We start from the raw sequence: 21,143 nt of genomic DNA, 5'->3' as shown, positions 1-21,143 counted from the left end.
AAGTGCAATAGACATGGCGACTAGTACCCCTTATTCGGCTTCACTTGATAACGAAAAGTTTTTATACAAGCTGGTCATTCAACTGCTGATTTTTTGCCAAGGCAGTCACAAGTTGTTGGAACCCCATCTGTTGGCGATAGGCGCGAAATTGCGGAGCGGTGCGAATTTGCAGGATTTACTGTTCGAGTTGCAAGCTGTGTCGAAAACCTTGTTGCACATTTCCAAGCAAGCTAAACAGGATGTGAATGTCGAGGAAAACGACAGTACTTCGTTGCAAAACAATTATCTGCTGGAGCGATTGGATGAATTGCTGGCCGATGCTCAAGTGCCGTTGCGTTTTCAGCAGCAGACCGCGCTGTTAAAGCAGCGGGTCAGGGCTAATCAGAGCGAGGAGTCGTATAAGAAGGTCATCGACTCGGCGATTACCTTGCTGCTAAATATCAAAGATTACAGCGTATCCGAGCAGAACGGCATCGACGTGTTTTTAGGGGATTTGAGCGAGCGGCTCGACGACCTTGGACAAGACGTAGAAACCGCAGGTCAAACCAATCGAGCATTGATCGACAATCGCGAGATTCTGAATACCGAAATTCACCGGCAAGTCGGTAACCTCAAAGATTCGACGCAGGCTGCTGAAGAGCTTGATCTGTTAAAAAATCACACTGCGGAGCACCTGGATCGTTTATTGGAGCAGATGCTCGAACACAAACAAATAGAAGATAAAAGGCAGCAGGAAGCACAAGAAAAAATTGAGTTAATGACGCAAAAGCTGCAGGAACTGGAAACCGAGACCGAAACCCTGCGCGTTAAACTCAAGATAGAGCACGACAAAGCACTATGTGATTCCTTGACCGGCTTGCCGAATCGTTTGGCGTATAACAATCGCGCCGAAATGGAAGTGAAACGTTGGAAGCGTTACCGAATGCCGCTAACGTTGATCATTTGGGATATCGATTTCTTCAAGCTAATCAACGATACCTATGGGCACAAGGCGGGTGATAAAACCCTGGCTTTAGTTGCGCAATTATTGCTAAACAATTGCCGGGACACCGATTTCGTGGCTCGCTACGGTGGCGAGGAGTTTGTGATGCTGATGCCAAATACCCAAGAGTTTCAAGCGTTGGGAATGGCGGAGAACACCCGTAAAATGATTCATAGCTGTGGGTTTAACTCTAACGGCGAAAATATCAATTTAACCCTGAGTTGCGGTATCAGTGAATTCACAGACGGCGATACGCATGACGACGTGTTCGTGCGGGCCGACCAAGCGCTGTATCAGTCCAAGCAAGGCGGGCGCAATCTGTGTAGCGTATTCAAAGGATAGTCTACCGATCTTGGGGGCTTTCTTTAGATGGGCTGATGATCTAGTGCGGAAAGTAAGGTGTTTTTAGCCGCTTCACAAAAGTAGTTGCTATTGAGTAGCGCTTTGTTTAATTTCAGCCGAACAGAAATGGGTAACGGGCCGATCTAAACGGTGTATTGGCTGTAAGGCAGCTGTCGAATATGCCTATCGCCTCATCGCAGGAGATGATTTCCTGTTGACTGTCCAGAATATAGTGAGCCAGATTGAGGATGCATTTCCAGTGGCGGCGATTGTCGATAAAGCGGAAAGCCTGGGACAGTAATTCCTGCATTTTCTCTTCGCGCTGGTTTTTCGATGCAATGAAATGATCCAGGTAACTGAGTACTTTTTCCAGATCGCTGTAGCCGCCATAGTTATGTAAGGCTTTGAAATTTATTAGATTAATATTAAAAACTTCGTCGTCGCGAATCGATACGTATTTTGCTTCCGCCAAAGGTCCAACCAATAAATTGATCACATCAGCTTCGTAGGCGCGTTGGCAGGCATGTTGCTGATTATCGTCAGATAGTTCGTTAAAGCTTTCCACAACGGCAATCGGCAAGTTTTGGATTAGATTGCCGTCTATCACTTTCGCGAAAAAATCATCGTAAGCGTTGCTTGGCCGTTTGACATGTATTTCGAAAAATACCGGGGGTAATTGTTTTTGGCGGTTGCCGAGATGAATAGCTGCGGCATGTCCTGCTTCATGAAAAGCTGTGCGCCAATTCAGTTCGCTAGGGTGCACGAAAGTTGACGTAGTTGAATAATAGTTTCGTTCCATAGACAGCGACCTCATCCAGAAAAAAGATGCGGCGCTAAGGCCGCATTGAGGAAGGATATTAAAACTCTTTACCCTTTAGGAGAGGGAGCGCATACATAAGAGTTGCATATAGTTTAATGGCGAGAGCATGGTTTGAAAATGTGACAAATTGACGCGCGGCAAACTGTCACTCAATATTGAAGGCGATTTATCCATGAAAAAACGGGTATTACGGCGTAACACCCGTTAACGTAAAACTTAAATGTCCTGTTTAAGGTGGCTCTTGGTCCAAAACGGTAAGGACAAGGCAAGCAAGCAAGCCAACCAGCTTAGGAGTTGCTGGTTATATAGCGTATAGGTCAGCGCAACGGGAAGGCCCTCTGAGAGACCTGGATGCGCTTGAATGAAATCGCGACCGTCCATAAAGGCTTTGCTTTCTCCCAGTATCAGTGCAATAGCGGCAAAGCTCAGTAAATAAGCAATAAACCGGTTGCAACGGCCCTGCAGGCTCCAGCCAATTAAACTGTCAAATGCCAATGATCGGCTATTGAGCTTGTGCTCTTTTAGCAATAGGCAAGCAATCAAGCCGATTACGCCGAAAGCCGGAATGGCGAATTGCTCTACGGGGAAGCTCAAATAGCGGCCATTGATGGCGAGGCCATAGGTCTTATAAAGTGCTAATAATATAAAGAGTAGATAACCGCTTCTCAAGCCGTTAGCCAACTGCATGTTGCCCGGTTTATCGATTAAAATATCGCTACTACGCTGCAGCAGTAGCGTGCCGAGAGCCGTATTCGCAATCACCAGCGCCACGGCATAAAGTCTTTGCCAGGTGCTGTAACTGGTGTACCAGAGAAAGTCGGCCAATGTCACCAGGCAGACGCTGAATACTTGCGCCAGGGTGAAAAACGCTAACATGCGGATCAGCGAGACCTGTTCCAGCTTTTTGGAATATTTCACGATTGCCAGCAGCCAGATCAGCGTGGCGACGGCAAAACGGTTCTGCCAATTGGGGGTTTCTTCGACTGGGCCGGTCAACGGGAATACCGGTTCGCGGTCCGCCGAGAACAAGCCCCAGTTGGCGCCAACCACGCCTTCCAGTTCGCTTTTCCAAGGCTGGTTAAAGGCCTCGACGATGTTGTAATCAAAGCCGTGGCGATTGGCGATCTGTATCATGCCGCGAATAAATTTGGCTTCGTTGACTACGCCGGGAATAGCCATTCCGCGCTGCCTGCCGGCGCTGGGCCAGCCGGATTCACCTATTAATATGGGTTTGCCGGGGGCAATGCCGCGGGCTTCATCTTCTACTTGTTTGACGATTTTTTCCAGATGTTGAGAGGCATTTTCCACCGAAATCGGCTCGTCTTCCCAATAAGGCAGAATGTGAATGGTAATGAAATCCACTTCATTGATCAGCTTGGGGTACTTCATATACATCGACCAGACATCCGCATAAGACACGGGTTGCTTGACCGCCTTTCTCACCTCGCGGATATACCCAATCAGTCTATCGACATCCATATCGCCGCGTAACAGCACTTCGTTGCCGACGATCACCCGTTTCACCACGTCGGGGTTTTCATTGGCCGATTTGATCAGCGCATTGACTTCACTGGTGTTGTCCTTGTAACCGTAGCCAAGCCAGGCGCCCTGGATCATTTTCAAGCCGTGTTTGCGGGCCAGATCAGGGGTGGGTTGCTGGCCGCCAAGGCTGGAGTAGGTGCGGATGCTTTCGGTCTTATCGGCAAGCAGGCGCAAGTCTTCGTCGATATGTTCCGCCAACGGGAATTTTTCTTCCAGCGGACTGAAGCCTTCCCGAAACGGTGCAAAGGACAGGCTCATCAACTTGCCGGACGGCACGTCGGTGCCGGCGTCTTGCGGCCGGTTATACAACCAGTCGAAACTGCCGTGAACTAAAAAGATGAAAATCAAACAAAGCAATACTCTGATGCTGGGCATAATCTGGCTGAGTGGTATGTTGCAAAAATGTCGCGGATTGACTGGCAATAATCGCTGCTTATGGAATTATAAGGCATTAGCCGGCTTGCCGAATTAGATCGTTTGGCGGTGGCATAAAACCGGCCAGGATTGTCGGTGTCTTTAATAATTAATTACTGTACTTTACCCATGGGTTCTGGTTACAGTATCTGGCTTTTCTGATATTCGGAAGCCTTGTTGAGGCATCCGTCAATTCGTCTGTTTTATGAGGTTTTGTATGCATAAAAAGGTTATCCCCATTCTGTGTGGCGCCATGCTGCTTCCGGCGTCGCAATGGGCTATGGCGGCGGTGGATAAATTACCGGCGACCAGTAGCGTCAAAATGGGTGCGGCAGAGGAAGTTTGTTCCGAATTTACCGATGCCAAGTGGCGTGATGCGCAAGTGATCGACGGAGTCGAAATACAAGAATCACGGATGTGTAACCCCGATAATCCTGCCGACATCGCCGCTTTTGTTAAGGGCACCAATAATATTTCAATGTCTACCTTGATGGAGACACAACTGGCCGCCGATGCGATTACCGTCGGTGAAGACATGGACGGCGACGGCGACCCCGATCACTATATTATAAAGCTGGAAATTGCCGAACTGAACGGCCATTCGCCAGACATGAAGGATCCGACCACTACGTTTGACATCGCTCCCGGCATTCAACCCACTTTTTGGGTCTATGCACCGAAAACTCGGGATATGTCGACACTGAGTCTGTACGAACCGGTCGCCAATCCTTTGCTACGCGCGCCGTCGCCGACGATACGGGTCGAACAAGGTGATATCGTTTGGTTGGTACTGGAAAACAGCCATTACTTTCCGCATTCGATCCATTTACACGGCGTTGATCATCCGTACATGGATCATAGTGGGGAAGGCAACGACGGTGTTGGTCAAACCGGTCAGATGGATGTGTTGCCCGGTCAGAGCAAAACTTACGTGATCAAGCCGCGTCAGCCCGGCACCATGTACTACCACTGCCATGTACAGCCGCACACGCATATTCCGATGGGTTTGCAGGGTCTATTTGTAGTTGAGGAAAATCGCCCTAACAACTGGGTGCAGGTTTTCAACGTTGGTAATGGACAGGTACGACATCCGTCAGTCGCGGTCAAAGAAAAATATGCCGCAGAATACGATCTGCACTATCAATCTGTAGACAAGGAACTGCATGAAATGGTGCGTTCCGCCAACGACCCTCGCATCATTGCCAGACGGATGAATCAGGAATATGACATCACTGATTCTACACCCGATTACTTCATGCTTAATGGCAGATCTTTCCCTTACACCTTAAGGGAGTCGCTGATCCTGATGGAAGAAAATAAAAAGGTGAAGCTGCGGATATTGAATGGTCATGAAGAAGCCTTTGCTATGCATATTCACGGCCACAAGCCGATGGTTACCCACTACGATGGCGTTGATAACGGTCCCAACTCGTATATCAAGCGCGACGTTCATGGCATGGTGCCAGCTCAGCGTATCGACCTAGAATTGAGCGGAGTGGACGATGGCTTAAATAGCTTTGGTCAGGGGGTCTGGATGTTCCACGACCACGTCGAAAAATCCTTTACCACTAACGGTATCGGCGAAGGGGGCGACATCAGCCTTGTCGTTTACAAGGGCTTCTCCGACGAAAAAGGCATTCCGAAAGTACATGGCATGAGCCTGGCACCTTATTTCACCAAAGAATTCTGGCAAGGTAAATATCCGGCCTGGCAGGATTATGATGCTTGGAAAAGCTTAGGCTTGCCGGAGCTCAGTAATAATAAGCAAGTGGCTTTTGTGCCGCCACCTCCAGTAGCCAAAGTTGATCTTGCAGCGCAGGCTGCCGCCGAAAATCAGCCGTCTTTTATCGGGCAATTATTGTATGGCTTGATATTAGGTGGATTAATTTACGTCGGCTTTGCCAATCGTCAGCGTATTATAGCGATGATCAAGAAGTAAGCGAAACCTGGATTGTCTAGCAACGCCGCTGTCGAGTTCGTCTCGGCAGCGGCGCTTTACTGTCAGCCTATGTAAAACTGCCGCATCATGCCTAAGTCTTCATGCTCAAGATTGTGGCAGTGATATAAAAACAAGCCTTTATAGTCTTGAAACGGTTTGACAATCTCGACCGTTTCCCCTGGCATTACCAATACCGTATCTTTCCAGCCCGAGTCGATAAAGCCGTCTTTTACCGTAGCATAATCCTTGGGCTTAACCTTGGCTGTGCTTCTGGACAGAATCTGGTATTGCTGACCGTGCAAGTGGATAGGATGGGCCATTTCCATCATCATGCCTCCGCCCATCCCGCCCATCCCCATGCCACCCATTTTGTGGTCGCCGGATTCGCCATCGTGTTCGTTATTGCCGTGCTGCATTCCTCCCATCATGCCCATGCCGCCGGCGTGTTGGCCTGCCGAATCACGATCGTGGAAAATTTTGATTTTCTTGATCGAACCTAGCGCGACTTTCTCGAAATCCATCACTCTGTCCATCGCAAATGACTTGCCGTTTAGCAAGGGCTTCATGTGTTGCATCGAAATGGCTATCGGTAGCGGATTGGCGGCATTGTCTACATCGCGTTCCGTTAGCTGTAGGAATGGCACCAGTTTTTCCGGCAGTTTTGGCGACTCGCTAACCTTCTCGCTGATTTTAAATACAGCAATCGGGAATTTGCCGCCTTGCGGCAAACGGTTGTGCATCATACCCATTCCGCGGCCATCCCCGTGCATTCTGTCATACATCCCCGGCATCACGCCGGAAAACGGCAGACTGTAAAGCATCAGTTGCGAGCCAACTTTACGACCACTGAAATCCAGCCATAAATCGACCCGTTCGCCGGGAGCTAGCATGATATAGGGTCGAGTTTCCGGTTTGGCCAGCAGGCCGGCGTCGGTACCGATTGCGGTTAACGGCGTGCCGTCTTCCCAGCCCAGTTTGTAAATCCGGGAATTGGAGCCGTTCGCGGCCCGGAAACGATAGGCTCGCGATTTCACTGCGAATTCGGCGTTGGGTTTGCCGTTGACCAGGATGTCGCTGCCCAAAAAGCCCATGATACGTTCCGGCATCGCATGCAGATATTGCAGCTGATTTTGACTGTCGAAACTCCGGTCTTGAATCACAAACGGTAAGTCGTACTCGCCGCCAGGTAACTCCAATTTGGCTTCGTCGCTGTCGTTGACGACGATCAAGCCGGCTAGACCACGATAAACCTGTTCGGCAGTCAAATCGTGCGAATGCGAATGGTAAAAGCTGGTGCCGGCTCGATTCAATACCTCGAATTCGTAGACAAACTGTTCGCCGGTATTGATTGAGTACATGGGGTGGCCGTCGCTGTGTTGCGGCACATGCAGGCCATGCCAGTGGATGATAGAGGGTTCTTTAAGCTTGTTATTGAAAAACACTCTGACTTTCTGGCCTTGCTGGAAAGTCAGTATCGGCCCCAAGTAGTTACCTGGCAATTGTGTCAAGGTGTTCGATGGACCCTTACGTAAGGCGGCTATGAATTTTTGTACCTGAGTAGCCGGTCCGCTGGAGAAAATGTTGACTTGCGCCGCTTGTGCGACAAATTCGATTTCCACATCGGCGGTGAAGCCTGGCGTGGCGGTTCTAGTAATTTTACCGCTGTCCGCCGCCAGCAGCAATCCCGGAAATGCGGCCGCGGCCGTACCGAGCATGGAATGTTGCAAAAATTGACGTCTACTGTAGTTGATATTATTGGACATGCGCTCCCCCTTTCTCTTATTGGCTTAGTGAATAAGCTTTTTATTATCGGTTTGAACATACTCCTTTTCCTGCGGGCAAACAACTCAGAGATGTGGTCAACAATCCAGCGATATGCCAGACAATCACAATCCTGAATTGGATGTTAGAATGCTCAGCCATTGATGTTGAGAGGACATTGCCGACCATTGTTTGGCGTTGTGTTCCGCAAGTAGGCGATCGGCTATCTAAGTAAAGAGGAAATTATGCGTAACTGGAAACTGTTGCCGGCGATTATTGCAGCAACCCTGGCGGCTGCTATTGTGCTATACGTCGCGTTCTACTTCGTGTTTCTCGATTTTTTCGTGGATTTATGGTGGTTCCGTTCGCTGGAGTTTGAAGCTTACTTTTGGCTGAAACTGCTCTACCGATTCATTTTTTCAGGTGCAGTTACTGCATTTTTCTTTGTTGTTTTTCTGTTTCATTTCTGGATTGCCTCTCGCTACCTGGGTCTGAATCCGCCCGATGAAACATTAATGGACGATTCCAAGCGCCGGCGTTTTCAACGTTTTGCCGATGTGTTCATGACTGGTTCGGCCAGGATATATACCCCAGTTTCGCTACTACTTGCTGTCGCTATTGCAGTGCCTTTCTACTTGCAATGGGAGCAGGCGCTACTGTTTTTCTTCGGTAGTGCTTCAGGTATCGTCGATCCTGTATACGGCAACGATGTCAGTTTTTACATGTTTTCCTATCCGATTTACATGCTGGTTCAGAAGGAGTTGCTAACCACGGCGGTAATTGTGTTCTTGGCTACCGGCGTGCTGTATTGGATGGAGCATGTGTTTGTGCCTAACCAAAGCAAGGAGTTTCCGTTCGGGGCGAAGATTCATTTGACCGTGCTGTTCACCTTTGTGGTGCTGTTCGTGATCTGGGGATTTTTGTTGGATCGCTTTTCCTTGCTATATGAGGGCGGCAACGAGCCAGTGTTTTTCGGGCCGGGCTTTGTGGATATGCGTTACAAACTACCGCTAATTTGGCTAGAGGTATTGTTCTTCTTAGCGATCGCTGTTTCGGTGGTTTTTTACGCGTTTTCGGAAAGGCATCGCAGTAAGGCGCTGATTATAGTTGCCACATTGGGGTTTTTCGCAGTTTGGGGGCTGCGAGGCTCGCACACAGTTCCGGAAATGATAGAAAAGTTTATCGTCAAGCCTAATTTTACCCGTACCGAAAGTGACTCAATGCGGATGAACATTGATGCGACCATGGCGGCGTTCGATTTAAATAATATCAAAGTCGTGGATTTCAAGGTTAGTCTGGATGCGACTAAAGACATAGAAGCCTGGTCCACAAAAAAGCATTTTGAAAATATTCCAGTTTGGGACCGAGAGTTTCTGATAGACGGCTACATGCAATTGCAGGGGCTACGTCCGTATTATGGCTTTCCGACAGTCGATGAAGATCGCTACTTCATTAATGGACACCATCAGCAAGTCAATCTGGCAGCCCGCGAAGTCAATATCGATAAGCTGCCCAAGGAGGCACAAAATTGGGAAAACACCCATTTGCGATATACCCATGGATACGGCGCGGTCATATCTCCTGCTGCTCAGGATGCCGGAATTCCTATTGTATGGTACTTGCGCGATTTGAACATGACTTCAGATGTCGGATTTTCAGTGAAATATCCGGATATTTATTATGGCCTAGAGAAATATCGCTATGCGATTGTGCCGAACAATTTGGTTGTTAGGGATATTTCCAGCTCCGCTCCGGAGGAGTCGCTGGATTATCAAGGAAACTCCGGCATACCGATTCCGTCTTTGTTCAGAAAGATGTTGTTCGCCTTCTATCTGAAAGACGAAAAAATCTTTTTCGCACCGAACATAACCACGCAAAGCAAGGTTCTGTTACGCCGTAATATCGATGAAAGGATTAGTACGCTGACGCCGTTTTTGCACTTGGATAAGGATCCTTATTTAGTTGTCGGTAAAGATCGATTTTATTGGATTCAAGACGCTTATACCTTGTCGAATTTTTATCCGGTTTCCAAGCCGGCGGCTGATGATTATTTGGATGGCGAGCACAAGTTTAACTATATCCGCAATTCGGTCAAAATCGTGGTTGATGCCTATGACGGCAGAGTCGACTACTATATTTCCGATCCAAAAGATCCGATCATCAATGCTTATAACCGAGCCTATCCTGGGGTTTTTAAAAACGTGCGGGAAATGCCGGACGAACTGCTAGAGCATTTGCGTTATCCGCGCGACTTGTATTATATGCAGATGAAAATTTATGCCAAATATCATCAAAACAGCCCGGAGTTGTTTTATGAACAGGCAGAAACCTGGCAATTCGCGTCGGTGGATGGGCTGCCCGTCCTGCCGTATTTCATTACCATGGACTTTGATCGTTGCAACGACCTGGAAGAGTTTGTGATGATCAATCCGATGACGCCGGTGCATAGGGAAAATTTAAGCATGGTCGGGGTTGCCGGAACTGTCGATGAAAATAGCTGCGATCACAGTTATAAGCCCGGTATCACTATCTACAAATTTCCGAAGGCTGTTCAGGTTAACGGACCGTCGCAGGTCAATGCGCTGATTGATCAAAATCCTGAAATTGCCGCACAATTTACGCTATGGAACCAGCAAGGTTCAGAAGTTAAAAAAGGCCGGATGGTGATTTTGACCATGGGTAATTCAATCTTATATGTGCAGCCCATTTATATGCTGGCGACCAAAACCAAGATACCTGAGCTGGCGCGAGTGATCGTTTCGATTGGTAATCAGGTGGTGATGGACAAAACCCTACAGGCGGCCTTCGGTCGCTTGAAGGATTTGTTTATCAAGGGTGCCAACGGTTCGGTTTCCGGGATTTCGTCCACCGAAAGCAAATAGCCGATTGGCGTCGTCTACAGGGGGAGAGACGCCAGGCGATCAATGTAGCAGCATGGAACATAGCCGGTCTTCTAACTCCATGCGCTCTGCAAGTCTTTCGCCGAGCACGGATAAATCCTGGGCCAGATTCTCGGTATTAAATTTACGCTTGCCGTCGTCGTAAGTGTCGCTGAAAGTAATGGCTGATTCGGTAGTGTTGGAAAAAGCCGGATACATCTGTTCAGCGTAAGACAGCGTTGAATTTTGATGTTGTTTTTCGGCAATTAGATGTTCGTAAATGCTGAAGTGGCCGAATGAGATGTAATCTATTAGCAGTTGTGAAAACTCCGATAGCATAGGCCTAATCGCGTTCTCGCTGGAGAATGGTTTCATTTCGGCGATTTGGCAATATAAGGTCCAGACTGCGGAGCGCTCTTCCTGCAATGCTGCAACCAGATGCAGATTGTTTGCGCTGGTGTCGGTAGCTATAGAATTCATTTCAGTCACGGCGCGTCTCCCTTTGAAAATTGACGAGCCTTAAATTTATGTGAATTGTTAGAAATGTTCAACAATTGATTAAAATATAAAGGAAATTTTCGTAAAATTTGTGACTGACTTTGCACCATTAGCTTTTATCTTTGTCGCATTAAACTGTGAGGCGAAGCCCTTAATCCAAGCTTGGCGGCTAAAAAACCAGCCGCAAAAGCAGCCCTTTGCAATCTACCGAAACCACGAAATCGTTCTAGTTATTAGTGGTGTAGGTAAAATTGCGATGGCGGGTGCGGTGGCTTATACAATGGCGCAATTTCCCGACATCGCCCAGCCTATCCTGCTTAATTTTGGTATCGCCGGCCATGGCCAACAGGCGCTAGGCAGTTGTTTTTTGGCCGATAAAGTCACTGACGCCGACACCCAGCGACACTTTTATCCGCAATTTTCTTTCCATACTCCTTGCCGGACACTACCGTTAACTACGTTGTCCAGGGCCGATGCCGATTATACCGACGATAATCTGCGCGACATGGAGGCTTCGGCGTTTTATGAAATAGCCGTTAAATTCAGTTCCAGCGAATTGATCCACTGCTTAAAAGTGGTGTCGGATAATGCCGAATCGACAATAGAGAATATCAATGAAGGTGCGGTCGCAGCGTGGGTGCAGGCGCGTCTAGCCAGTATAGACAATGTGATCTCTGCGCTGGTTAAGCTCAGGGGAGCGATGCCGGTCATAGAAAGCGAGTTATATAGACAGTTGCTTGGACAGTTTCATTTCACCGCGACCAATGCGGTTAAATTGCGTGCGCTGTTAAATCGTTGGCAAGTATTAAATCGGGATGGGACGTTCCATTTGTCTGAGACTAATACCGGTAACGCCAGGGAGTTATTAGTTTGGTTGGAAAGACAGCTAGAGGAAAAGCGGTTTTATTTGTAAAGCTTGCCAGAGCAGGCGGTGAACTTAGAGGGATTGAAAAATACGGGGTGCCCCGAAAGACACCCCGGGACAGCATTACAGCAGTTTTTTCAAAGCTTCAACGCCTTCTTTGCCGGCAGCTAAATGTTGTTTGGCTTCTTGCAAGTTAGCGGCTTTAGCTGAAGTAATGGCTGCTTTCAAATGGCCTCTAGCTTTATCGGCATATCTGGCAACTTTATCGTTTGCGTTCAGTTCCTTGATGAAACCAGCCGCTTTTTGGATCAAATCGACAACAGCAGCATCTTCAGCACCATTGTTGATTGCTGCCTCGGCAGCTGTAATACGCGCTACAACCTCATTGATTACATCGGTAGGTTTGTAAGCAGTTCTGCCTGGATCGGATTCAGCAACAGCAGCAGTTGAAAAAGAACCCATGGCAGCAGCTAAAGAGAACGCGATAACAGCACTTTTTAAAATTTTCATGTATTGAACCTCACAGTTATTTTTATAAGAACATATAGCTGCTAACCCAACCGCTTTAACCACTACATGTTGGGCCGGGATGATAGCACAGTTAATTCTGTTTGCTAGTCTGTTTATAGCGGTTTTTATGGTTTTTTCGGTGCTGAAAAAATGCCGCTGCGGCCTTATTCGACGCTGACTAGCAGGTTGTCCAGCCATGCGCTGGGCAGCAGCCGTTTCAGCCAGGCAAACAAATGCGTGGGCACTGTCACCCGGTAGCGAATTTTTGGCCGATTCGACTCCAAAGCATGCGCCACTTTTTCAGCGACTGCGGTGGGGGGTAAAGTAAACGGTGCAGCCGGACCGGGTTTTTGTAGTCGGGCTTCCATGGCTTTATAGGTATCTTTATGAAAGCTATGTTCGGCATCGATGTGTTTTTGATACAAAGCAAAAGCATTTTGCCGGAAACGGCTTGCTATTGGTCCCGGTTCGATCAAAACGATATGAATGCCGGTGCCACGCAATTCCAGTCGTAAAGTATCGGCCAAACCTTCCAATGCGAATTTGCTGGCGTTATATGCGCCGCGAAACTTCATGGCCACGAAACCCAGTACCGAGCTGTTATAAATCACCCGGCCATGTCCTTGTTTGCGCATCAACGGTAATAGCAGATTGGTTAGCTCATGCGTACCAAACAGATTGGTTTCGAATTGATGGCGCAACACATCCCTGCTCAAATCTTCCACTGCGCCGGGCTGGCCGAAGGCGCCATTATTAAATAGCGCATCGATTTTGCCGCCGGTTAGTACAATTAATTCAGTGACTGCCTGCTGGATGCTCTGCGAATCAGCCAGATCCAACAGCAGACATTCAAAACCTTCGCTGCGCAAACGTTCGACATCTTCGAGGTTGCGCGCCGAACAAATGACCCGATGGCCGCGTTGTTTTAAAAAGACGGAGGTGTGGTAGCCGATGCCGGAAGAGCAGCCGGTGACGAATAGGGTTTTACTGACAATCATGGTGGGGTGAGTTCAGCCTCGTTAAGTATAAAAGTCTTGCCGCTGCTGCAGTTGATCAAAAAATTCAGCTGATCCAGTTTGCTTTTAGCCGTCAACTCATCGGCCTCTATGCGCTGGCATTCGCCGCTGGCCAAGGCTTTTTGCGCTGCTAACCGGCGAAATTTTTCCACATCCGCCAGACGGCTTTCGAAGGGTTTGACTTGTGCGGGCAGTTTGTCCGGGTCGTAAGGCGGAATCGCGAAGGCGGAAAATTGCATGGGGTTCTGTTTGATCAGAGTTTGCGTCAACTCGCTTTGTGATTTGATTTCTTGTTTGGCTTTGGCAATAGCGTCAAGTTTGGCCTGTTGCTCCGCTTGTTCCTGGGCAGATTGCTGCTTTTTCAATTCGGCTTCCGCGGCTTGCTGTCTTTCCACGGCATTTAAGTCGATGCTGCCACCGGTTTTGGTATTCATCTGCACGGCTTTGTGCTCCACGGTACAGGGAGATGATTGGTAATTGGTGTGACCGGTTGCGTCGGTACATTTAAAAACCCCGGCCCAGCTGTCGACTGACAGGCACAGGGCAAAAACGAAGAAGAGATTTTTCATTGTGTTCCTGTTGGTTAAATACTATGGCAAAACTATTACCTAGCTCGCGGTCAGTGTAAATAAGTTTCTTCTATTGACTCATGTAAGCCCCGCGCCGCATCAAAAACACAAAGGTGGCTTTCGCCGCTGTCTGTTTCCAGTGTGCGATCTTGGCGAAGTTTATCAGGCTTTGCGGCAATATCCAGCCGGATAAAATGCTGATTGTAAATGCTGTTGGCGCGAAAGAACTTCCGGAAAGGCCCTCTAAGGTTTTGTTAGCGCTTCCTAGCGCTTCAGCAGTGCCGACTGGTGTTAGTGCCGACCGGAGATGACGATCTTAATGTCGGTTCGTTTCCAAAGATTTTCAGTGCAAGTTATACTGCCCACCAATTTTTGACCTTAGAGTGTTATGCAACCTTACTTGGATCTCCTCGCCGATATCATGACCAACGGTATCGACAAAAGCGACCGCACCGGTACTGGTACTCGATCAGTGTTTGGCCGACAGATGCGTTACAGCCTGGCTGATGGCTTTCCGTTGCTGACTACCAAAAAGCTACATTTCAAATCCATCGCCTGTGAGTTGTTGTGGTTTTTGCGTGGTGATACCAACATTAAATATTTGAACGATCACGGCGTAACGATCTGGAACGAGTGGGCCACGCCCGAAGGCGAGCTGGGTCCGGTGTACGGCGCTCAATGGCGTAACTGGCTGGGGCCGAACGGTGAGCGTTACGATCAGATGCTGATTTTGCTGGACAGTTTAAAAAATAAACCGGATTCGCGCCGACATATTGTCAGCGGTTGGAATGTGGCATTTTTGCCGGACGAAACTATCGGACCGCGCGAAAACGCAGCTGCGGGGCGTATGGCCTTGCCGCCTTGCCATGTGTTGTATCAATTTTATGTGGCAAACGGTAAGTTGTCCTGCATGATGACGCAGCGCAGTGCCGACTGCTTTTTAGGCGTGCCTTACAATCAGGCGAGCGTGGCGTTGTTGACGCATATGCTGGCGCAGCAATCCGACTTGGAAGTGGGTGAACTGATTATGTCGTTCGGTGACGTGCATATTTATCGCAACCATTTCGAACAAGTTGAATTGCAACTCAGCAGACAACCATGGTCTGCGCCGCAACTGAAATTCAGACGTCGGCCGGAATCGCTGTTTTCCTACGAGTTTGCCGACTTCGAATTGCTGGATTATCAGGCACATCGGCATATTGCCGGTGCTGTTTCAGTTTAGAGAAGTATGTAGAGACGCAAAACTTGTGTCTCTACATAGTGATCGCCAACGGATCTATTGGTTTGATGCTAAGGATTTACTTGTTGCCGGCTTTGATGTGTTCGACGGCTTCTTCGGCCGCTTTAGTAGCTACGTCGGCATGGCCCATTTTGCCGTGTTCAATGGCGCTTTCCAAGGATTTTACACCGGCATCGAGATGGGTTTTAGACTCGCCCTTGGCGACTTCGGCGCCTTTTTTGGCATGGGTAAGTGCTGCTTCGGCATGTTCCACCAAGATTGGACTATGGCCTGCCTTGCCATGGGCGACGGCTTGATTGGCGTGTTCCAGAGCCGCTGCGGCATGCTCTTCGGCAAATACACCGGTGCTGATGAACAATAAAGCGCTGACAATGATTGCTGTAAATGTTTTCATAATTCCCCCGAATTAAATTGTTGTGTTTTTTCGTGCACCGTTTTGGGTGCTAGCTAATGACTTGATGCGCGGGAGTTTGGTTCCAAATTTAATGATGCAATTAAATTTAATCGCCTTCCATCGTTCTTCGCGAACGACTAATGTTTACCTTGCAAGCCGGCGCAATCCTGGAAAGCTGGGCTTTGAATTTATTTTTTGAGTATGAATAACGAAAAACGCCTATTGATATTCGAACGGTTGGCGGAGGCCACGCCGAATCCAACCACCGAACTGAACTTCGTTACACCATTCGAATTGTTGGTGGCAGTGGTGTTGTCGGCGCAAGCGACCGATAAGGGCGTCAACAAGGCCACCGCCAAGTTGTTTCCGGTGGCCAATACGCCGCAGGCGATCTTGGCCTTGGGTGAAGACGGTTTGAAGGAGTACATCAAAACCATTGGTTTATTCAACAGTAAGGCGGCAAATGTCATAAAACTTTGCCAGACTCTGCTGGAAAAGCATGGCGGAGAAGTGCCGCGTGAGCGGGAGGCACTGGAGGCGCTAGCCGGTGTGGGTCGCAAAACGGCGAATGTGATTTTAAACACCGCATTCGGCGAACCCACCATCGCCGTGGACACGCATATTTTTCGGGTTTCCAACCGAATCGGTCTGGCTCCGGGAAAAAATGTGTTGGAAGTGGAGCGGAAACTGGACAAAACCGTGCCCAAGCAATACAAGAAAGATGCTCATCATTTATTGATTCTGCACGGCCGCTATTTTTGCGTGGCGAGGAAGCCGCGTTGTGGTGCTTGCTGCATCGCTGATGTCTGCGAATTTAAGGAAAAGAATTTAGACTGAATATGCAATAATCAAGCTTGAACCATAAAGATTACGCGTCAGTCGTAAGCCCCGGCAGTTGTATGTTGGAGCAACATAATTAAAAAATCACACGAGAGGATAAACGCATGAAAAAATTTAATAAATCTCCGTTGGCCGCCGCGATGGGTAGTGCGCTTCTGTCCGGTATGGCTATCAACGTACAGGCCGATACCAATCCATTCGCTGTTTCCGAGTTGTCCAGCGGCTATATGCAAGTTGCTGCGTCGCATGTCGAACATTCAAACGGCAAAATCAGCCAAGGTGCTTGTGGCTCTAATGCAGCGGACGGTAATGGCGTCAAAAAAAGTGATGGCAAAAAAGCCGAAGCTAAAAAAACTGAAGGTTCGTGCGGCGAAGGTATGTGCGGCGGCATGATGAGCGGCGGCAAAATGAAAAAAGGGATGGAAAGTTCATGCGGCGCCATGATGAAGGGTAAAGAAGGTGCTTGCGGTATGGGTATGATGACCGGCGGCGGTATGAGCAGCATGGGTAGCATGGGCGGTATGGATCATGGTGCCGACAAATCTACAAAAGCCGAAGAAGGCAGCTGCGGCGCGATGATGGGTGGCGAGAAAAAAGCCGCTGAACATAGCTGCGGCGCGATGATGAAAGGCGAAGAAGGCAGCTGCGGCAATAAAGTCGATGCCAACAAAGCCGCTGGCCATTAATTTCGATTCATCGCGAATATACCGACACTATGGATTTTCATGATTTACAGCAGCTGGTTATCGATTACGGCTATTTAGCCTTGTTTATCGGTACGTATCTGGAAGGCGAAACCATCTTAGTCATCGCCGGTTTTTTGGCACATGGTGGCTATTTGGAATTGGAATGGGTGATGCTGACCGCGTTTCTGGGTACCTTTGCCGGAGATCAGACCTTTTTCTATCTGGGGCGTTGGAAAGGTATCGCTTTTCTGGAGAAACGTCCGCTTTGGCACAGCAAGACCGATAAGGTCTTCGATTTGCTGCACAAGCATCAAATCCCGGTGATATTGGGATTCCGCTTTCTTTATGGCGTGCGCAACGTGACGCCATTTGTGATCGGAGCCAGCAAGATTCATCCCTTGAAGTTTTTCTTGCTAAATTTTCTCGGCGCCGGCATTTGGGCGATAGCAGTCGCGTATCTGGGTTATACCTTCGGCGAATTTGCCGAATCCATCATGGGCCAGGTCAAAAAATACGAAATGTATATTCTGGGTGTGTTGGTGGCTATTGGTGTGGCCTTGTTCTGGCGGTCTACGCACAAACCGGAAACACCGGAAGAGTAAGTCATGGATAGTGTTCGCAATCTCGTTCACGGTGCCGGCTTGGGCTTGAGGCGTTCGTTTTTGAGCGAGATTGTCGAATTGCCGCCCAGCAATGTCGGTTTTTACGAAGTGGCGCCGGAAAACTGGATGACCATAGGCGGCAAGTTCGGCAAGCAGTTTAGGGCAATGACAGAACGCTTCGACTTTGTTTGCCACGGTTTGTCTCTGTCGATAGGCAGCAGCGATGCGCTGGACGAGCAATTCGTGCGTGATCTGAAGCTGTTCATGCGTGAACACGGCATCAAGTTTTACAGTGAACATCTAAGTTATTGCAGCCGCGGCGGACATTTGTACGACTTGATGCCCATGCCGTTTACCGAAGACGCTGTTAAGCATGTCGCTGCGCGGATCCGTAGGGTGCAGGACATTCTGGAACAGCGCATGGCCATCGAAAACATTTCCTATTACGCCGCGCCGGGTCAGGAAATGGCCGAGATCGATTTTTTCAACGCGGTGGTCAATGAAGCCGATTGTGATGTCCTGATCGACATCAACAATATCTACGTTAACAGCGTCAATCACGGCTACGATGCCGAAGCGTTTCTGCGGGCCATGCCTGCCGAACGCATTGCTTACGCGCACATTGCCGGTCATTATGTGGAAGCAGAGGATTTTCTGGTCGATACCCACGGCGCGCCGGTGATTGATCCGGTCTGGACTTTGTTGGGAAAAGCTTACGAACTTTTCGGCGTGTTCCCTACCCTGCTGGAGCGGGATTTCAACATCCCCTCCTTGCTTGAATTAAGCAAAGAAGTAGACACCATCCAAACCATTCAGCAGCATTATGCGGCTGAGCGGCAAAAACAGGTGGCCTGATGGCTGCCGATTTTCAGGCTACCCAAGGCCAATTTGCCGCCTATATTCGCGATCCGCAAAATAACCCGCCACCGGCAGATGTCGAGCCGCGGCGTATGGCTATGTATCGGGAGTTGTTTTTCAATAATATCGACAGTTTTATTGCCAGTAATTTTCCGGTGTTGCGAGCCATCCTCAACGATGCGCAATGGCTGGAAATAACCCAGGATTTTTTCGCCAAGCATAGCTGTGAAACGCCGTATTTCTCGGAAATTGCCGAAGAGTTTTTAGCCTATCTGCAAAACGAACGTAACAATCCGGACGATTATGCGTTTCTGTTGGAATTGGCGCATTACGAATGGGTGGAAATGGCTTTGTCGATTGCCAAGTACACGCCAACGCTGGGCGACGGCGATTTTCTGGAGAAACTGTTACCGCGCAGCTTAGCCCTGTCGCCCTTGGCATGGCCGCTACTGTACCGCTATCCGGTGCAAGCCATAGGCCCTGAATTTTTGCCGCTAGAGCCGCCAGAGCAGCCCACTTGTTTGATCGTTTATCGGGACGCTCTCGACAATGTACATTTTCTCAAAACCACAGGCCTGACCATCCGTTTGCTGCAAATTTTGCAGGATAAAGGGCCTATGACGGGCGAGCGCTGTTTGCAAACGGTCGCCACGGAATTCCCGCAACTCGATAGCCAAGCTTTAATGACCAGCGGCCCGCCGATACTGCGGGAACTGGCCGAGAAAGGTATTCTTATTCCAGCTGTTGACGGCTGAAGCTGTGTACCCAGACCAGTCCGTCCTCGTTCCACTCCATGCCACTGTGCATTTTCAGAATTAAATCCTTATACATCGCCAGACTCGGATAGCCCTCGGCTCTAGCATCCGCGTCGCTCATGTCGCCTAATCTTTGGCGCACTACGCTAGTCACTTCGAACACTACCTCTTCCAACAAAAAGGTTTCGCCGGGGTACGCATATATGCCGTCGCGGCGTTGCTGGGTTTTTTCGCCGGCCAGCGTTGCGGCTACCAGTTTCGGGTGGCGAACCAATCGGTCTATATCACAGGCTTTTTCAGGGTAATTGTTCATGGTCATTTTATGGCACGCAAAAAGCCCCACACTCTAAAAGCCTTTTTTATGTAAAACAAGCGCGACGCGTAACTGGGTCACATTTTTTTTTCATCTATTGTGGTGTGTCAGGCATTTCCTACAAGCCTGAATCAGCAATATGGAATTCTATGACTATACTGCTCCATATATTCACGGTTGAGTCTTTGAATAGGTCCATGTAATTCGATTTCAAGTGAAAGGAGACTGAAACAAGTGGTGATTTATCAAGTTTTGATTCTGTTATTGCTGGCATCTCTGTTCAGTGGCTGGCTGGGTTCCTCGCTGATTAAACGGCGTTTGCTTGCTGAACAAGCAAATAAACCAGTGCCTCCGCCATCCTTGCCGATAGCCGAGCTGGAAAAATATCTTGCCGGTATCGACAAGTTCGCCAATGACATAGCGCCGGTGTGGGCATCGCACGTCGAAACGTCTCGACAACAAATGGAGCAGGCTATCGGTGAATTAACCGGGCGGTTTGCCGGTATCACCACCAGCCTCGATAGTGTGCTCAGTGTTTCGACTGGTTCGGGAATCGGCGGTAACGAAGACGTTTTTTCAAGTAGCAACGCCAACCTGCAAAAAGTTGTCGGTTCGCTGGATGCGGCGTTGCAAGAAAATCTGCAGGTGTTGACCAAAATTCGCTCGTTGGCAGGATTTATCGAAGAGCTGAAAAATATGGCCAGAGAAGTGGCGCGGATCGCCGAGCAAACCAATTTGATTGCCTTAAATGCCGCGATTGAGGCCGCTAGAGCCGGAGAAGCGGGCCGAGGATTTGCGGTGGTGGCCGACGAAGTTAGGAAACTATCCAATTTGTCCGGGGAAACCGGTAAATTAATCGGCTCCAAAGTCGAACAAGTCAGTGCGGCGATTCAAACTACGCTTGTCGCGGTGGAAAAAAGCACTGAAAACGAAACAGCCGCCGTTGCCGCTTCGCATGGCAATATTCAAACGGTGATGAATGCATTGCATGGCGTATTCGATCAACTCCGCAAACATTCAGATGATATGGATAGTCAAGCGAGGGTGATTAAGCGCGAAATTGATGAATCCTTGGTGCAATTTCAATTTCAAGATCGGATTGGCCAAGTTTTAATGCATGTGCGCGACAGCATCGGCGATTTGCCCCGGCATGTCATGAAGAGTCACGCCGACGGCGCTAAGAGTTTGAAGCCTCTGGCAACCGATGAAATTCTGCACGACCTGAGAAGCACTTACACGATGGAGTCCGAGCATCGCTCCCATGGCGGTCAAGGACACCATCAAGAACAAACATCTACCGAAATCACTTTTTTCTAGG

The 21,143-nt window shown here is 48.9% G+C and carries 20 protein-coding genes; 11 read left to right on the top strand and 9 right to left on the bottom strand.

The window, feature by feature from the left end:
- Positions 1–13: 13 nt before the first annotated feature.
- Complete coding sequence (locus EBA_RS21985; protein WP_192376727.1) at positions 14–1,324, top strand: GGDEF domain-containing protein; 1,311 nt, start codon at positions 14–16, stop codon at positions 1,322–1,324.
- Positions 1,325–1,436: 112 nt separating this feature from the next.
- Here EBA_RS21985 and EBA_RS21980 read toward each other — a convergent pair whose 3' ends face one another.
- Positions 1,437–2,123 carry a hypothetical protein gene (locus EBA_RS21980; RefSeq protein ID WP_192376726.1) on the bottom strand — a complete coding sequence of 229 codons (687 nt, stop codon included), beginning with the start codon at positions 2,121–2,123 and terminating at the stop codon, positions 1,437–1,439.
- 237 nt (positions 2,124–2,360) lie between these two features.
- Positions 2,361–4,061 carry a glycoside hydrolase family 17 protein gene (locus tag EBA_RS21975; protein ID WP_192376725.1) on the bottom strand — a complete coding sequence of 567 codons (1,701 nt, stop codon included), beginning with the start codon at positions 4,059–4,061 and terminating at the stop codon, positions 2,361–2,363.
- Positions 4,062–4,317: 256 nt separating this feature from the next.
- On the opposite strand from EBA_RS21975, the gene EBA_RS21970 reads away from it, so the two are divergent.
- Positions 4,318–6,039, top strand: coding sequence for a multicopper oxidase domain-containing protein (locus tag EBA_RS21970; RefSeq protein ID WP_192376724.1), 1,722 nt, complete (start codon positions 4,318–4,320; stop codon positions 6,037–6,039).
- A gap of 62 nt (positions 6,040–6,101) precedes the next feature.
- On the opposite strand, the gene EBA_RS21965 is transcribed toward EBA_RS21970, so the two are convergent.
- Positions 6,102–7,802: a multicopper oxidase domain-containing protein gene (locus tag EBA_RS21965; RefSeq protein ID WP_192376723.1), complete on the bottom strand. Its 1,701-nt coding sequence runs from the start codon at positions 7,800–7,802 to the stop codon at positions 6,102–6,104.
- Positions 7,803–8,045: 243 nt separating this feature from the next.
- Here EBA_RS21965 and EBA_RS21960 point away from each other — a divergent pair, with 243 nt between their 5' ends.
- On the top strand, positions 8,046–10,682 hold the full coding sequence (locus EBA_RS21960; protein WP_192376722.1) for a UPF0182 family protein: 2,637 nt from the start codon (positions 8,046–8,048) through the stop codon (positions 10,680–10,682).
- Between the two features lie 39 nt (positions 10,683–10,721).
- Here EBA_RS21960 and EBA_RS21955 read toward each other — a convergent pair whose 3' ends face one another.
- Positions 10,722–11,159: an Rsd/AlgQ family anti-sigma factor gene (locus EBA_RS21955; protein WP_192377362.1), complete on the bottom strand. Its 438-nt coding sequence runs from the start codon at positions 11,157–11,159 to the stop codon at positions 10,722–10,724.
- A 298-nt stretch (positions 11,160–11,457) separates the two neighbouring features.
- Here EBA_RS21955 and EBA_RS21950 point away from each other — a divergent pair, with 298 nt between their 5' ends.
- Complete coding sequence (locus EBA_RS21950) at positions 11,458–12,090, top strand: hypothetical protein (RefSeq protein ID WP_192376721.1); 633 nt, start codon at positions 11,458–11,460, stop codon at positions 12,088–12,090.
- A 75-nt stretch (positions 12,091–12,165) separates the two neighbouring features.
- On the opposite strand, the gene EBA_RS21945 is transcribed toward EBA_RS21950, so the two are convergent.
- The 3 genes from EBA_RS21945 to EBA_RS21935 all read right to left on the bottom strand — a co-directional run bounded on the left by EBA_RS21945 (position 12,166) and on the right by EBA_RS21935 (position 14,137).
- Positions 12,166–12,552 (bottom strand): hypothetical protein, encoded by a 387-nt coding sequence (locus EBA_RS21945; protein ID WP_192376720.1) that lies wholly within the window; start codon positions 12,550–12,552, stop codon positions 12,166–12,168.
- A gap of 164 nt (positions 12,553–12,716) precedes the next feature.
- Positions 12,717–13,550 (bottom strand): SDR family oxidoreductase, encoded by an 834-nt coding sequence (locus EBA_RS21940; protein WP_192376719.1) that lies wholly within the window; start codon positions 13,548–13,550, stop codon positions 12,717–12,719.
- Positions 13,547–14,137 (bottom strand): DUF4124 domain-containing protein, encoded by a 591-nt coding sequence (locus EBA_RS21935; RefSeq protein WP_192376718.1) that lies wholly within the window; start codon positions 14,135–14,137, stop codon positions 13,547–13,549. Before EBA_RS21935 ends, EBA_RS21940 begins: the two co-directional genes overlap by 4 nt.
- 388 nt (positions 14,138–14,525) lie before the next feature.
- Between EBA_RS21935 and EBA_RS21930 the strand changes: the two genes are divergently transcribed.
- Entirely contained in the window at positions 14,526–15,359 is an 834-nt protein-coding gene (locus tag EBA_RS21930) for a thymidylate synthase (protein WP_192376715.1), read from the top strand.
- Positions 15,360–15,435: 76 nt separating this feature from the next.
- Here the strand turns inward: EBA_RS21930 and smbP are convergent, their stop codons facing one another.
- Positions 15,436–15,771, bottom strand: coding sequence for a small metal-binding protein SmbP (gene smbP / locus EBA_RS21925; protein WP_192376706.1), 336 nt, complete (start codon positions 15,769–15,771; stop codon positions 15,436–15,438).
- 201 nt (positions 15,772–15,972) lie between these two features.
- Here smbP and nth point away from each other — a divergent pair, with 201 nt between their 5' ends.
- The 5 genes from nth (at position 15,973) to EBA_RS21900 (ending at position 19,512) form a co-directional block, all read left to right on the top strand.
- Entirely contained in the window at positions 15,973–16,608 is a 636-nt protein-coding gene (nth, locus tag EBA_RS21920; RefSeq protein ID WP_192376705.1) for an endonuclease III, read from the top strand.
- 107 nt (positions 16,609–16,715) lie between these two features.
- On the top strand, positions 16,716–17,297 hold the full coding sequence (locus EBA_RS21915; RefSeq protein ID WP_192376704.1) for a hypothetical protein: 582 nt from the start codon (positions 16,716–16,718) through the stop codon (positions 17,295–17,297).
- Positions 17,298–17,326: 29 nt separating this feature from the next.
- Positions 17,327–17,899 (top strand): DedA family protein, encoded by a 573-nt coding sequence (locus tag EBA_RS21910; protein ID WP_192376702.1) that lies wholly within the window; start codon positions 17,327–17,329, stop codon positions 17,897–17,899.
- A gap of 3 nt (positions 17,900–17,902) precedes the next feature.
- Positions 17,903–18,754, top strand: a complete 852-nt coding sequence (locus tag EBA_RS21905; protein ID WP_192376701.1) for an HvfB family MNIO-type RiPP peptide maturase — start codon at positions 17,903–17,905, stop codon at positions 18,752–18,754.
- Positions 18,754–19,512, top strand: coding sequence for an HvfC family RiPP maturation protein (locus tag EBA_RS21900; RefSeq protein ID WP_192376700.1), 759 nt, complete (start codon positions 18,754–18,756; stop codon positions 19,510–19,512). The genes EBA_RS21905 and EBA_RS21900 overlap by 1 nt, the downstream gene beginning before the upstream one ends.
- Here EBA_RS21900 and EBA_RS21895 read toward each other — a convergent pair.
- A complete protein-coding gene (locus EBA_RS21895) occupies positions 19,490–19,825 on the bottom strand; it encodes an ASCH domain-containing protein (protein ID WP_192376695.1) in 336 nt (111 codons plus the stop codon). The genes EBA_RS21900 and EBA_RS21895 overlap by 23 nt on opposite strands.
- Positions 19,826–20,059: 234 nt before the next feature.
- Between EBA_RS21895 and EBA_RS21890 the strand changes: the two genes are divergently transcribed.
- Positions 20,060–21,142: a methyl-accepting chemotaxis protein gene (locus EBA_RS21890; protein ID WP_192376693.1), complete on the top strand. Its 1,083-nt coding sequence runs from the start codon at positions 20,060–20,062 to the stop codon at positions 21,140–21,142.
- The last annotated feature ends 1 nt before the right edge of the window (position 21,143 follow it).

It is taken from the genome of Methylomonas albis, from assembly GCF_014850955.1.
Taxonomy (GTDB): domain Bacteria; phylum Pseudomonadota; class Gammaproteobacteria; order Methylococcales; family Methylomonadaceae; genus Methylomonas; species Methylomonas albis.
Note: the sequence above shows the minus strand (reverse complement) of the source record. Positions and strands in the feature narration are given on the sequence as shown.

What these genes read in the sequence shown, in the direction of transcription:
- EBA_RS21985 (WP_192376727.1), top strand. Translation starts at nt 14, where the DNA reads ATGGCGACTAGTACCCCTTATTCGGCTTCACTTGATAACGAAAAGTTT.
- EBA_RS21980 (WP_192376726.1), bottom strand. Translation starts at nt 2,123, where the DNA reads ATGGAACGAAACTATTATTCAACTACGTCAACTTTCGTGCACCCTAGC.
- EBA_RS21975 (WP_192376725.1), bottom strand. Translation starts at nt 4,061, where the DNA reads ATGCCCAGCATCAGAGTATTGCTTTGTTTGATTTTCATCTTTTTAGTT.
- EBA_RS21970 (WP_192376724.1), top strand. Translation starts at nt 4,318, where the DNA reads ATGCATAAAAAGGTTATCCCCATTCTGTGTGGCGCCATGCTGCTTCCG.
- EBA_RS21965 (WP_192376723.1), bottom strand. Translation starts at nt 7,802, where the DNA reads ATGTCCAATAATATCAACTACAGTAGACGTCAATTTTTGCAACATTCC.
- EBA_RS21960 (WP_192376722.1), top strand. Translation starts at nt 8,046, where the DNA reads ATGCGTAACTGGAAACTGTTGCCGGCGATTATTGCAGCAACCCTGGCG.
- EBA_RS21955 (WP_192377362.1), bottom strand. Translation starts at nt 11,159, where the DNA reads ATGAATTCTATAGCTACCGACACCAGCGCAAACAATCTGCATCTGGTT.
- EBA_RS21950 (WP_192376721.1), top strand. Translation starts at nt 11,458, where the DNA reads ATGGCGCAATTTCCCGACATCGCCCAGCCTATCCTGCTTAATTTTGGT.
- EBA_RS21945 (WP_192376720.1), bottom strand. Translation starts at nt 12,552, where the DNA reads ATGAAAATTTTAAAAAGTGCTGTTATCGCGTTCTCTTTAGCTGCTGCC.
- EBA_RS21940 (WP_192376719.1), bottom strand. Translation starts at nt 13,550, where the DNA reads ATGATTGTCAGTAAAACCCTATTCGTCACCGGCTGCTCTTCCGGCATC.
- EBA_RS21935 (WP_192376718.1), bottom strand. Translation starts at nt 14,137, where the DNA reads ATGAAAAATCTCTTCTTCGTTTTTGCCCTGTGCCTGTCAGTCGACAGC.
- EBA_RS21930 (WP_192376715.1), top strand. Translation starts at nt 14,526, where the DNA reads ATGCAACCTTACTTGGATCTCCTCGCCGATATCATGACCAACGGTATC.
- smbP (WP_192376706.1), bottom strand. Translation starts at nt 15,771, where the DNA reads ATGAAAACATTTACAGCAATCATTGTCAGCGCTTTATTGTTCATCAGC.
- nth (WP_192376705.1), top strand. Translation starts at nt 15,973, where the DNA reads ATGAATAACGAAAAACGCCTATTGATATTCGAACGGTTGGCGGAGGCC.
- EBA_RS21915 (WP_192376704.1), top strand. Translation starts at nt 16,716, where the DNA reads ATGAAAAAATTTAATAAATCTCCGTTGGCCGCCGCGATGGGTAGTGCG.
- EBA_RS21910 (WP_192376702.1), top strand. Translation starts at nt 17,327, where the DNA reads ATGGATTTTCATGATTTACAGCAGCTGGTTATCGATTACGGCTATTTA.
- EBA_RS21905 (WP_192376701.1), top strand. Translation starts at nt 17,903, where the DNA reads ATGGATAGTGTTCGCAATCTCGTTCACGGTGCCGGCTTGGGCTTGAGG.
- EBA_RS21900 (WP_192376700.1), top strand. Translation starts at nt 18,754, where the DNA reads ATGGCTGCCGATTTTCAGGCTACCCAAGGCCAATTTGCCGCCTATATT.
- EBA_RS21895 (WP_192376695.1), bottom strand. Translation starts at nt 19,825, where the DNA reads ATGAACAATTACCCTGAAAAAGCCTGTGATATAGACCGATTGGTTCGC.